This is a genomic window from Paenibacillus sp. JCM 9796 (genome assembly GCF_055379675.1).
Window position 1 is genome coordinate 4,146,245 of the sequence record NZ_AP043723.1, and the last position, 12,722, is coordinate 4,158,966.

Annotated in this window: 13 protein-coding genes; 10 read left to right on the forward strand and 3 right to left on the reverse strand. The window is 57.0% G+C overall.

The window, feature by feature from the left end; translation table 11 throughout:
- Positions 1–15: 15 nt before the first annotated feature.
- Entirely contained in the window at positions 16–564 is a 549-nt protein-coding gene (gene lepB / locus ACZ439_RS20060) for a signal peptidase I (protein WP_054798587.1), read from the reverse strand.
- 129 nt (positions 565–693) lie between these two features.
- Here lepB and ACZ439_RS20065 point away from each other — a divergent pair, with 129 nt between their 5' ends.
- The 8 genes from ACZ439_RS20065 (at position 694) to yajC (ending at position 9,009) form a co-directional block, all read left to right on the forward strand.
- Positions 694–1,410 carry a BofC C-terminal domain-containing protein gene (locus tag ACZ439_RS20065; RefSeq protein ID WP_141334281.1) on the forward strand — a complete coding sequence of 239 codons (717 nt, stop codon included), beginning with the start codon at positions 694–696 and terminating at the stop codon, positions 1,408–1,410.
- A gap of 432 nt (positions 1,411–1,842) precedes the next feature.
- Positions 1,843–2,346 (forward strand): crossover junction endodeoxyribonuclease RuvC, encoded by a 504-nt coding sequence (gene ruvC, locus ACZ439_RS20070; protein WP_054798592.1) that lies wholly within the window; start codon positions 1,843–1,845, stop codon positions 2,344–2,346.
- The gene (ruvA, locus tag ACZ439_RS20075; protein ID WP_054798586.1) at positions 2,343–2,993 is read left to right on the forward strand and encodes a Holliday junction branch migration protein RuvA; all 651 of its coding nucleotides are present in this window, start codon (positions 2,343–2,345) and stop codon (positions 2,991–2,993) included. The genes ruvC and ruvA overlap by 4 nt, the downstream gene beginning before the upstream one ends.
- A 52-nt stretch (positions 2,994–3,045) precedes the next feature.
- A complete protein-coding gene (gene ruvB / locus ACZ439_RS20080) occupies positions 3,046–4,050 on the forward strand; it encodes a Holliday junction branch migration DNA helicase RuvB (protein ID WP_054798585.1) in 1,005 nt (334 codons plus the stop codon).
- Positions 4,051–4,290: 240 nt separating this feature from the next.
- Complete coding sequence (locus tag ACZ439_RS20085) at positions 4,291–6,423, forward strand: SpoIID/LytB domain-containing protein (protein ID WP_464620080.1); 2,133 nt, start codon at positions 4,291–4,293, stop codon at positions 6,421–6,423.
- A gap of 17 nt (positions 6,424–6,440) precedes the next feature.
- Positions 6,441–7,493: a tRNA preQ1(34) S-adenosylmethionine ribosyltransferase-isomerase QueA gene (gene queA / locus ACZ439_RS20090; protein WP_141334277.1), complete on the forward strand. Its 1,053-nt coding sequence runs from the start codon at positions 6,441–6,443 to the stop codon at positions 7,491–7,493.
- A 17-nt stretch (positions 7,494–7,510) separates the two neighbouring features.
- A complete protein-coding gene (tgt, locus tag ACZ439_RS20095; protein WP_127607062.1) occupies positions 7,511–8,644 on the forward strand; it encodes a tRNA guanosine(34) transglycosylase Tgt in 1,134 nt (377 codons plus the stop codon).
- A 44-nt stretch (positions 8,645–8,688) separates the two neighbouring features.
- Entirely contained in the window at positions 8,689–9,009 is a 321-nt protein-coding gene (gene yajC / locus ACZ439_RS20100; protein ID WP_372813111.1) for a preprotein translocase subunit YajC, read from the forward strand.
- Between the two features lie 109 nt (positions 9,010–9,118).
- Here yajC and ACZ439_RS20105 read toward each other — a convergent pair whose 3' ends face one another.
- Positions 9,119–9,478, reverse strand: a complete 360-nt coding sequence (locus tag ACZ439_RS20105; protein WP_054797603.1) for a TIGR04086 family membrane protein — start codon at positions 9,476–9,478, stop codon at positions 9,119–9,121.
- 152 nt (positions 9,479–9,630) lie between these two features.
- Between ACZ439_RS20105 and ACZ439_RS20110 the strand changes: the two genes are divergently transcribed.
- On the forward strand, positions 9,631–10,314 hold the full coding sequence (locus ACZ439_RS20110; RefSeq protein ID WP_054797604.1) for a DUF421 domain-containing protein: 684 nt from the start codon (positions 9,631–9,633) through the stop codon (positions 10,312–10,314).
- A 19-nt stretch (positions 10,315–10,333) separates the two neighbouring features.
- Here ACZ439_RS20110 and spoVB read toward each other — a convergent pair whose 3' ends face one another.
- Positions 10,334–11,902, reverse strand: a complete 1,569-nt coding sequence (spoVB, locus tag ACZ439_RS20115; protein WP_464620081.1) for a stage V sporulation protein B — start codon at positions 11,900–11,902, stop codon at positions 10,334–10,336.
- A 170-nt stretch (positions 11,903–12,072) separates the two neighbouring features.
- Here spoVB and ACZ439_RS20120 point away from each other — a divergent pair, with 170 nt between their 5' ends.
- A complete protein-coding gene (locus ACZ439_RS20120) occupies positions 12,073–12,669 on the forward strand; it encodes a post-transcriptional regulator (protein WP_306439340.1) in 597 nt (198 codons plus the stop codon).
- The last annotated feature ends 53 nt before the right edge of the window (positions 12,670–12,722 follow it).

The window sequence follows — 12,722 nt, forward strand, 5'->3', positions numbered from 1 at the left end:
CTAATTTATATTCAACTAAAACTTAATGCCAAGCACATGGTCGATCGGCACGAAGCCGATATCCCGGCTATCCTTGCTGTGGTTTCTGTTGTCGCCCATGACGAATACGTGGCCTTCCGGCACGGTCCATTGCCGTGAAACGGGAGTATCCATCGTTTCGTTCAAGTAAGGCTCGTCCAGAGGCTGACCGTTTCGGTACATTCTGTTATCTTTCATCTCCAGTATGTCGCCTGGCTTCCCGATCACCCGTTTCACGTACATGTTCGGGTCATCCTCACCGCGAAGGAGGCGAAGCAGCGGATGCTCCAGCAGATCGTCCTTCAAGGTGCGGGGGCGCTCCACCCGGCTGTCGATAATGACGATATCCCCGTAATCCGGTCCGTACCGGAACGTATGCGACAGTTTGGAAACGTAAATTCGCTGTTGATCGTTTAGCGTCGGATCCATGGAATGTCCGAGCACTTTGGTCGGCTGGAATATGAACATCCCGATCAAGATGGTTAGGACAAACGCGGCGGCAATGGAACGGATCCAAGCCCATACTTCTTTCAAAAGCGACTGCATAGGTAAGTCATCATCCTTCCCCTCATGGGTTGTTTACCATAAGACACAGTATACATCCATTCCGTATAAACGTCGATCCCCATGGGAAAAATAGTAAATCATAACGATATAGACAAGAGGGGATCTCCTATGCAAGTGAAAGAATGGTGGAATCAGCTCAAAAAACAACTGAAACGAAAGCTTCGCCTTAAACGCGGCTGGCTGCATTTGGCGGTCGTGCTGCTCGCAATGGGCGTGTTTGCTTCGTGGCTTTGGTTCTCGCGTAGTGCGGTACAAGCTCCGCTTTCCCGGGATTTGGGAGAATGGCAGCAGGATCGGGCCGTATTCAGCCGTCAAGTGACGGCGTTCAAACAGCCCGAGGAAGAGGTGCGGAAGATCATTAGCGGAATGGAGGGTAAACGGGAAGCATTCTCGAAGAAAGCCTATGTGTGCGGGGAGGAGCTCGAACGGATCGGACTGCTCGATTCGAACGGCATTATGAATTATTACCGCAACCATCCTTCCATAACGGTCAGCCTGGGCGAGACGAACACGGTGTACTTCACGGAGTCGATCGACGACTTGTCGCCGGCCTGCAAGGAAAAGGCGTACTTCGGGCTCGATGCGAAGGGCAACCTTTCCTTGTTCGAAGGCGTCCCGAACTCCGGAACGGAGAACGTCATGCGCACGTTCTTTCAATTGAACATTGAGCACCTGGAAAGCAGTCTGCCCCGCGAAACGGTCAGGCAGCTGTACCATGGCATACGTATTCACGATCTTGAAGATTACAACAGCGTATTGTCCACGTTGAGCGACTATGCGGTGGAGGAGACGGAGAATGCGATGCAGCGGGCGCCTTCCCCTTGAAGGACGATAGAGGCTGGCCCGTTTCATCCCCGGTTTGGATGAGGGTCAGAGCGGAATAAACCTCCCGGTCCACGTTATGAAGTGGTCCAGGAGGTTTATTTGCGTTGATGACGGGATCGGCTGCGCATGACCATCCGGGGATAGCTGCGGGGCTTGGAGAGCATCCGCTTGCGGCCGAGTGCGCATGCGGTTGATCCAGCGCCGTTATTTTGCTCTGATGGCAGAGTCGGCGAGCATAACGCGCCGCAGTTTCCTCTAATGCTTACCGGAGGGCTGGTGCGAGGCGCCTGACGGACGGTTTTCTTCCATACAGCGTGTTCATAGGGGGGATAATCTGATATAATGGGCTGGTGAATACATATGTTCGCTTTCTGGTGTCCTTTGAACGTCATAGAGGCTCACGGAGGAGCGGGCGGGGGAGTTGGAAGCCGCGTGCGCATATTAGGCATCGACCCGGGAATCGCCATCGTCGGTTTCGGATTTATCGACAAGCAGGGACATAAATTGGTGCCCGTCCAGTACGGCTCGATTCAAACCGAGGCGCATACCGAAGATTCAGTGCGTCTGAAGCAAGTCTATGAAGCTATGGTCCAATTGATAGACAAATATAAACCTGACGCGGTGGCGATCGAGAAGCTGTTCTTCAACCGCAACGTAACGACCGCGCTGACCGTCGGTCAAGCGCGCGGAGTATTGATGCTGGCGGCTGTGCAGCAGGGACTGCCGATCGGCGAATACACGCCGCTGCAGGTCAAGCAGGCGATTGTGGGTTACGGTAAAGCCGAGAAGAAGCAGGTGCAGGAGATGGTCAGGATGTTCCTGCACTTATCGAGCGTGCCGAAGCCGGACGACGTGGCGGATGCGCTTGCCGTCGCGATTTGCCACGCGCATTCGGCAACACTTTTACAAAAGATGAATGGAGCAACCAAGCGATGATCGACTTTCTAAGAGGAACCGTCGCCCACCGGGAAACGGAGTATGTCGTGCTCGACGTGCGGGGCGTCGGCTATCGGGTGTTCTGTGCGAATCCGTTCGCCGTTGCGCCGAAGGACGGCAAGGACGGCGGCGAAGTGACGATGTATATCCATTACCAGGTGCGTGAGGATGCGCACCTGCTGTTCGGTTTCACGTCTCGCGAGGAGCAATCGCTGTTCCGCCTGCTGCTGGAGGTAAGCGGAATCGGGCCGAAGGTCGCGATCGGCATCTTGGCGGGCGGGCGGCCGGAGACGATCGCCTCGGCGATCCGTCAGGAGAATGTCGCGTTCTTGACAAAGCTGCCCGGAATCGGAAAGAAAACGGCGCAGCGCATGGTGCTTGATCTGAAGGACAAGCTCGGCGCCTGGACGTCCACGGACGACGATATGGCGGGGGCTGGCTTCAGTCTGGCCGACACGGCCGCAGCTCCGCTGGGCGGAGGCGCTTGGGCGGAGGCGAAGGCGGCGCTGCTCGCGCTCGGTTACACCGAGGCGGAAGCGGACCGTGCAGGAGCGGCAATCAAACCGAAGCTGCAGGGCGGCGAGACGACGGACGCCGTGACGAAGCTGGCGCTGCAGGCGCTGTTCCAACAGTCGATGATGAGATGACGTTACGGCGCCCGGCGCAGCGTTAAGAACGGTTAGAAAGGAGAATCGCAGCATGGATGACCGGATTATATCGGCGAACTTGATGATGGAAGATCAGACGATGGAATTCAGTCTGCGCCCGCGCTATTTGGCGGAGTATATCGGCCAGTCGCAAGCGAAAGAAAACTTGAAAATATATATCGAGGCGGCGAAAATGCGCAAGGAAGCGCTCGATCACGTGCTTCTATACGGCCCTCCCGGACTCGGGAAAACGACGCTGTCCAATATCATCGCGAACGAGCTTGGCGTCAATCTTCGCACGACGAGCGGCCCCGCCATCGAACGGCCGGGCGATTTGGCCGCTATCCTGACCAATTTGCAGGAAGGCGATGTGCTGTTCATCGACGAAATCCACCGCCTGCACCGCACGGTGGAGGAAGTGTTATACCCGGCGATGGAGGATTACGCGCTGGATATTATTATCGGTAAAGGACCGAGCGCCCGCTCGGTGCGGCTCGACTTGCCGCCGTTTACACTCGTCGGGGCGACGACGCGTGTCGGCTTGCTATCCGCGCCGCTGCGCGATCGTTTCGGAGTCGTCAGCCGTTTGGAGTATTATACGGTAGATGAGCTGTCGTACATCGTCAGCCGCACGTCCGACCTGCTGCAGGTGCAGATCGTCGGCGAAGCGGCTCACGAGATCGGCATGCGGTCGCGGGGAACGCCGCGGATCGCCAACCGGCTGCTGAAGCGGGTGCGCGACTTTGCCCAAGTGAAGGGCGACGGCATCATTACGCTGGACATAACGCAAGCTGCGTTGTCGAGCATTCAGGTCGATCCGCTCGGTCTTGACGAGATCGATCACAAAATGCTGCGCGCGATTATCCTAAGCTTTCAAGGGGGACCGGTCGGTCTTGACACGATAGCGGCCTCCATTGGCGAAGAAAGCCAGACCATTGAGGACGTGTACGAGCCTTATTTGCTCCAAATCGGATTTTTGCAGCGCACTCCGCGGGGGCGGATGGTGACGGCGAGCGCGTGCAAGCATTTGGGCTTGCCGATGCCAAGCCGGTCCTAAAAGTTTACTAGGGGATCATTACCGCTACAGAAGCGAGACCATACAACCGGCATCATCACAGCTCGATGCAACGGTTGCAATAGGATTGACAACCGGCATCATCGCAGCTCGATGCAACGGTTGCAATAGGATTGACAACCGGCATCATCGCAGCTCGATGCAACGGTTGCAATAGGATTGACAACCGGCATCATCGCAGCTCGATGCAACGGTTGCAATAGGGGAGGAGAATCACGCAGCATGGGGAGTCCCAAACGTCATAACGTTGATCATGAACGAGGTCGGCGCCCGCTTGGAGCGGGTCTCAAGACGGCGCTGTGCGCTGCCGTTGTCTGGACCGGCGTGTTCGCAGCGCCGGTGGTCACGCCGCTCGCGCCTGCCGCGCAAGCGGCAATTCCGGCTGCCATGCCGGCTTCCGTCCGCGTCGCGCTATTTATCGATACCGGCCGTTACAGCAGTCCGGCATCGGCGGTTACGCTGAGCGCGGACACGGCCGCACTCGCGCTCGGCTTGCGCGATGCAAGCGGCTTCAAGCCGCTGCATCAGGTGAATGCGAAAGAAGCCGTACGCGCCTATGCGAACGGCTATTATGCGCTGCTTCCGCAAAGCGCCGATGCAGCCGTCGCAAGAGCTCAAGCGCAGAAGCTGGCGGTTGGCGGAGCGGGTACGGGCATCGTGCAGCGCTCGAAGCAGGGGAAGCCGGCATATGCCGCATATATCGGCCCGTTTCCGACGAAGGAAGCGGCCGCTGCGGCGGCCAAAGCGGATGCAACCGCCCAAGTTGCCGGACCGCTGGGCTGGAACGCCGGCGTTTACGCCACGGAGCCTGAAGCGCAGGCGCAAGCGGATGCGATCGTGCAGGCCGGCTTTGACGCTGACGTGGCGCTCATCGGCGGCGGCTTCGCCGTCATGGTCGGCGGAGCGGCTGATGACGCTTCGCTGAAGACGCTAAAGGACAAGGTAAGCGCCGCACTGCCTGCAGCCCGCTTGACGGCCGTGGATCAAACGGCGGGCTACGTGCTCAAGCGCAGCGAGCTTTCCGTGAGCGGGGATGGGGCCGTACAGCCGGTCACCGCTTTCGTTGTCGGCGGCGGAGCCAAGCTGTGGGCGGCACCTGTAGATCCGAAAGCAGGCGTGCAGGTGGCTGAGCGATCGAACCGTTCGTACCGCGGCGGCATCGAGGTGACAACGTTGAACGGCAAGCTTGCCGTCATCAACGAATTGGCCATTGATCAATATTTATACAGCGTCGTCGGTTCGGAGTTAAACTCGTCTTGGCCGGCGGAAGCGCTGAAGGCGCAGGCGATCGCCGCCCGTACATACGCGTTGAAGCAGGGCGACAAATACCAAATTGCGAATGTGTCCGATTCGACAGCGGATCAGGTGTACAAAGGGCGTGAAGCGGAATTCGCCGCTGCGATTCAAGCGGTCGATTCGACCAAAGGTCAGGTGCTGACCTACAAGAACGCTTTGATCGACCCGCTCTTCTATTCCAATGCAGGCGGCATGACGGCCGATTCGAGCGAGGTATGGGGCAACCCCGTCCCTTATCTGAAGAGCGTGCCGTCGCCGGACGAAGGTGCCCAAGCAGGCAAAAAGCCGTGGTATCGGATCGTCCTGCCCAGCGGATTAACCGGATATATTCATTCGGATTACGCCCGCGACACCGGTACGAAGAATGAGATCGGCCTGCCTTATTACGAGTCGACGACGGACGCGGTCAACATTCGTTCGGCACCCTTTGTCGACAATGCGGCCAATCCCGCTATCGCGAAAGTCGATGCCGGCAGCCGGTTCGTTGTGATCGGCCAAATGATGGAATCGAACGCGTTCGCATGGGTTCGCGGTCCGTTCGACGAGGGCAGGCTGAGGGAGAAGCTCGGCTCTTCGCTGCCGGCTTCCGCTGCCGGCGGCATTACCCGCCTCGAGGTAACGAAGCGGGGGCCGTCCGGACGTGCGCTGGAAGTGTCCGTCAACGGACAAGCCGTGAAAGCGTCATATCCGGATGCGCTGCGTTCGCTGCTCGGCGGGCTGCCCAGCACGCGGTTTGAAATTGAACAATCGGAACGGTATACTATACGGGGAGCAGGAAGCGCTGTCCGCGAGCAAAGCGCCTCCGATGCGCCGCTTTACTTCGCAGGAGGCTCGGGTACGCCTCAAGCTTACGAGCAGGAACAGTTCTTCGTACTAAGCGCCGACGGAAACGTAAAGCCGGTTTCCAAAACCACGCAATTCGTGTTTAAAGGCACCGGATTCGGCCATGGACTCGGCATGTCGCAATGGGGTGCCAAAGGTTATGCCGAGCTGGGCTATGATTATGTGAAAATTTTACAAGCGTACTATTCCGGGGTGACCGTCACCACTTTACCGTAAAGGGAATGAAGTTGTTCATGCAGGTAGATTTGTTTGATTACCATCTCCCCGAATCGTTGATCGCGCAGACGCCGCTCGAGAATCGTACGGCCTCGCGGCTGCTGACGCTGAACAAGCGTACCGGGGAGATCGGGCATTACGGGTTCGAGCAATTGGAATCTTTTCTACAAGCCGGGGATGTGCTCGTGCTTAACGACACGAGGGTCATTCCAGCCCGGCTCTTTGGCGTGAAGCCGGACACCGGTGCGAAAGCGGAGGTGCTGCTCCTGAAGCAGCTCGAAGGAGACGCCTGGGAGGCGCTCGTTCGTCCGGGCAAACGGCTGAAGACCGGCGCGCTTATTCATTTCGGGACGTCGGATTCGGGAAGCGATGAGGGCGAACCGATGCTGACCGCTGTTGTGGAATCCGAAGGCGAGATGGGCACGCGGGTTCTTCGATTTTCATACAAGGGCATATTCAATGAAATTCTCGACCGTCTTGGTTCGATGCCGCTGCCGCCATATATTAAAGAGCAGTTGCCGGACCGGGAGCGGTATCAGACGGTGTATGCCAAGCATCAGGGCTCGGCGGCGGCGCCGACAGCAGGGCTTCATTTCACGGAAGATTACCTGCATAGGCTGGAACAAAAAGGTATACAATTAGCCTATGTGACGCTTCACGTCGGGCTTGGCACGTTCCGCCCCGTAGCTGCGGATACGATTGAAGAGCATGAAATGCACGAAGAGTATTACGAGGTGTCGCAGGAGACGGCGGACATCATCCGCGCTGCCAAAGCCCGCGGAGGCCGCGTGGTGTCCGTGGGCACGACGAGTGCGCGAACGCTGGAAACGGCGGCGCGGTTGGACGGCACGCTGGAAGCAGGCAGCGGTTGGACGGGTATTTTCATATACCCGGGCTACGAGTTTAAGATTGTCGATGCGCTGCTGACGAATTTCCATTTACCCAAATCGACGCTGATGATGCTGATCAGCGCGCTGGCTGGACGCGAGCGCGTGCTCGCGGCCTACAAGGAAGCCGTCGAGCGGGAATACCGCTTCTTCAGCTTCGGCGACGCCATGTTTATTTATTAGAAAGAAGTGACTGATTAATGGCCATCACCTATGAACCTATCAAAACGTGCAAGCAATCCGGCGCCCGGCTCGGACGTGTGCATACGCCGCACGGCGTCATCGAGACCCCGGCGTTCATGCCGGTCGGCACCCAGGCAACCGTCAAAACGATGAGCCCGGAAGAACTGAAGCAGATGGATGCGCACATTATTCTGAGCAACACCTACCATTTGTTCCTGCGTCCCGGGCACGAAGTCGTGAAAGCGGCCGGCGGCTTGCACAAATTTATGAACTGGGATCGCCCGATCTTGACGGACAGCGGCGGTTTCCAGGTATTCTCGTTAAGCGAGATGCGCAAAATCACGGAAGAAGGCGTTCAATTCCGTTCTCACTTGAACGGGGACAAGCTGTTCATTTCGCCTGAGAAATCGATCGAGATCCAGAACGCGCTCGGCTCCGACATCATCATGGCGTTCGACGAATGCCCGCCTTATCCGGCCGAGCACAGCTACGCCAAGCAATCGCTCGAGCGGACGACGCGCTGGGCGGCGCGATGCCTGGAGGCGCATGGGCGCAAGCATGATCAGGGGTTGTTCGCCATCGTTCAGGGCGGGATGTACGAAGATTTGCGCAAGCAAAGCGCGGCAGAGTTGACTTCCATGGATTTCCCGGGGTATGCTATTGGGGGACTCAGCGTAGGCGAACCGAAGCCATTGATGCTTGAGGTTCTCGACTACACCGTTCCGCTGCTGCCGGCGAACAAGCCCCGTTACCTGATGGGCGTCGGTTCACCGGATGCACTCCTGGAAGGCGCGATTCGCGGCATCGACATGTTCGATTGCGTGCTGCCTACGCGTATTGCCCGCAACGGCACCGTGATGACAAGCTCCGGCCGTATGGTTGTGCGCAATGCCAAATACGCCGAAGATTTCCAGCCGCTTGATCCGGAATGTTCCTGCTATACGTGCCGTAACTATTCGCGCGCTTACATTCGCCACTTGATTAAGGCGGACGAGACGTTTGGCATACGGCTGACGACTTATCACAATCTGCATTTCTTACTCGAACTGATGCGCGGGGTTCGGCAAGCGATTCAAGAAGACCGGCTGCTTGATTTCCGCGACGAATTTTTTGCAAAATACGGCATCGACGAGAACAGCAAAGGGTTTTAACCAACCATCATATATACATATGCCAGGTAAAAAGGGAGGAAACGATCATGATTTTGGCTACGGCCAACCAAGCTCCGGCAGGCATCGAAAGTTATTTGATGACCTATGGACCGCTCGTCCTAATGTTTGTTGTTTTGTATTTCCTGCTGATCCGTCCTCAACAAAAACGTCAGAAAACCCGCAACATGATGTTGAGCAGCGTGAAAAAAGGGGACAAAATCGTTACGATTGGCGGTTTGCACGGCACTATCGTGGAGCTGACGGACGATACGATCGTCCTGCGCGTCAATGATGTGACGAAACTGACCTTCGAACGTTCGGCGATTAACGCGGTAACCCCGGCGCCTTCCGTTGAAGACAAGTAGTAGCGCGCACTGTTAAACAATTCCAGAGACAAGAAAGGCGTACTTTGCGCCAGAGAGCCATTCTCTGCCGCATGCACGCCTTTTTTGCGCAGCTGCCGGCTTATTTCACTTACTTCTTCACATTGACCCCGATCATGCCGCCGAGTGCGCCCATTACGAGCACGATGCCGGAGAGGATCAGCAGTTCTTGCGTCAGCCCGCTGTCGTAGGCGAGAAAGCCGATCATCCACACAATAAGCGTATAGACCAGGCCGAGCAGCCCGCCGTGGTACCAACCTCTGGATTCGCACCGTTTGCCGGTGACGAAGCCTCCGATCAGCAACGACAGCCCGTGAATGAACAGCGTGGTCCGGAGCCAGGAGCTTTCGGACAAATCAGTGGCGAGCATAAGGAGCGAAGCAAGCAGCGTGCCGACTAAGGTGACGACAGTGGAATACGTCAATCCGGATAAGAGCGGCGAACGTTTCATAAGGATGGCAACCTCCCGATGGATTGGTTAGTCCCATTTTATGGGCTTGGCTATCAAAATAGTACAGGTCCCGTTACCAACATTTCTCCCGAATGAGGGTTCCTCTCCAAGGTCAAAATACCCATGGAACCGACTGCGGGGAGGAATGTCGCTTGGAGTTGTTGATCCTTTTTCTACGGACCATACTGGTTTACATCATTGTGTTCTTGACGATGCGCATTATGGGTAAAAGGGAGATCGGCAAGCTGTCCGTTTTCGACCTTGTCATCTCGATCATGATCGCGGAAATCGCGGTATTCGTGGTCGAGGACGTCAGCAAACCGATGCTCGAAGGCATTCTGCCGATGGCGACGCTGGTGGTGATTCAATTGATTATCGCCTTCTTCTCGCTGAAGAGCGAGAAACTTCGCCGCTGGGTGGAAGGCAGCCCGGCCACCATTGTTGACAAAGGCAAGCTGGACCGTTCGGAGATGAAGCGTCAGCGCTACAATCTGGACGATTTGCTGCTGCAGCTTCGCGAAAATAAAGTGATGAACCTGGCGGACGTGGAATTCGCCATTTTGGAACCTTCCGGAAAACTGACGGTCACCGAGAAAAGTTCCGATCCCCCATCTTCGCCGGGCGACGGCGATCGGAAGCCGGTCTTTCGCTACGAAGGCCTGCCGCTGCCGCTCATTATGGACGGACGGGTACAGGACGAGAGTTTAACCAAGCTGGGCAAAACCCGGTTTTGGCTGAAGCGGGAACTGCAGTCGAGAGGGATTAACGACTTTAAAGATGTGTTCTTCTGCTCGGTCGACCATCGCGGCAAATGGTTTATCGATAAGAAGAGATAACGAGGGACGCTTAGTACGCTTATTTGACGAAACGCTTGCCGAGCCAGATCATGCGGAACAAGTCGTCGCGTTCGATCAGGCGGGTAACCAACGCGAGCAGCACGTACAGCGTCATGCCCGTGCAGCAGGAGGCCAGAAATCGCAGCAGGCCGTCGTCGATCCAGGACGAGTGCATAACCACGGTGCTGGCCCAGCCTGTGCCCGCCATGCATACCCCGACCTTGAGAAAGTCGCCTGACACCATCCGGAATTTCAGCAGCTTGACAACGCTGTGACCGTGAAGAATCGTCACGAGCATAATATTGACGGTAATGGCGACAATCGCACCCAGAATACCGAATTCGGGACGGCTCGCCAACGCATAAATCAACGAGAGCTTGACTGCGGAGCCGATCAGCGTATTGACGAGCGCCGCTCCGGGTTTGTCCAGCGCCTGCAGAGCGGCTTGAAGCGGAGCTTGAAAGTAGATGAACAAGGCGGCCGGAGCCATCATTCTCAGCATCGAGGCGATGCCGGGCTGGGCATACATGTATGCGCAGATCGGTTCCGCGAGCACATACATCAGAACGGCGAACGGTGCGCCCGTGACGAGAGCCAGCTTGAGCGACTGGCGCAGGCGCATATGGATCGTCTTCATATCGCCGCGCGCCGCGGCTTCCGAAAGCGAAGGAACGAGAGAGACGGCAAGCGAGTATGTCAACGCGCCCGGCAGCATGAGCACGGGAATGATCATCCCCTGCAGAGCGCCGTACTGCGCCGTTGCGACGGTCGTAGCAAGGCCGGCAAGCGCCAGGCTTTGCACGATCAGAATCGATTCAAGGAAGTAAGAACCCGAGCCGATGAGCTTGCTCCCCGTTACCGGGAGCGCCAGCTTAAGCAGCTGTTTCAGGTTGGCCATGCGGGACAGACGGCGGGTTGTCCCGATTTGGGCGAGAATCGGTCCTCTTTCGGGAGTCAGACGCTCTCTTTTGTACAGAAACACAAGCACGAGCGTGGCGCAAATTTCCCCGGCCAGTACGCCGGCCATCGCTCCCGCCGCCGCATAGGCGAGGCCGTAGGGCAGCATGGCATAGGCGAATGCCAGTACGGCCACGATGCGGACGAGCGTTTCCATCACCTGCGAAACGGCGGTCGGAATCATGTTCTGCCGCCCTTGAAAGTAACCGCGGAGCACGGAGGATACGGCAACAAGCGGCACGATAGGCGTCATGCATAGAAACGTATAGTACACTCTCGGGTCGGTGAACAAATGATCGGTAATCCAGCGCGCCCCTATATAAATGACCCCTGTGAAAAAGAGACCTAACACGGTGGCGACGGCAAGCGCGATGCGAAAAATACTTTTCACCCGGGCTTCATTGCCCTCGGCTTCGGCAGCGGCTACAAGCTTGGCCACCGCAACCGGAATGCCGCCCGTGACGATCGTTAGAATGACAATGAGAAAAGGCCATCCCATCTGGTATAACCCGATGCCTTCGGGCCCGATGACCCGCGGCAGCGTCATACGCGGGATGAAGCCCAGAATGCGGTTGATAATACCGGCAGCGAGAAGAATCATCGTCCCTTTGATAAATGATTGTTTGGTCAATGCCATAACCTCTTTTCCCACGTCGGTTTATTTATTAATGGATATGCCGGACCTGTCCGGGCGCATGCACACATTTTTATACAAGCCCTGTAGGAGACGAAGAAGGAAATAAGCGTTGCACAGCGAATTACATACAACATGAGCAGGCTGCGCACCGGGAGGGGTTATGGATGACAGACGGCAAGCAATATGAGGATCGCAGCGCCGGGACGAACCCGGAATCGCCTGAATCGCCGGATATCGAACCGGATCGTTCGATGGAGAAGCCTGAGGAGAATCGCGATATCGGCAAGGACCAGGAAGTTCCGTATATGGAGCTGTTCTATTCCCAGGAGACGGCGGCCGCGACATCGGTTAAAGATGCGCAGGAGCTGACGGCCGGGACGGCGGAGGCGGCTGCGGAGCCGGAGCCAGCTCCGGGAGACCCCGGAATCGGCGTGGCTGCGGGCGCGGAGGAAGAGCTTGCCGGACCGCCGGCCGGGACGCGTGAAGACGGCTATGCCGAAGACGACCCGGCGGCAGAGATGGACGAGAACGAGCTTAATCTGATGATCGAGGATCTTTGCAAAAGCAAGGCGCAGGAGTTTCGGATGCTGGGCTATGAGCATGTGACCGGGCAAGAAGTTTGGGAGTGCGTCAGCGATAAGTATCAGAAGCAAGGCGTGCCGCCGCTGCACCGGATCGTCAATGATATTTTGTCGTTAAAAGTCACTTCGTTTATGAATTGGATGACGATGAGCATATACAAAGACTCCCGTTTCCGGTAGCGGGAGTCTTTTGCTGATTTCCAGGCTTTCCGCATCCGCCTTGAGATAAGAGG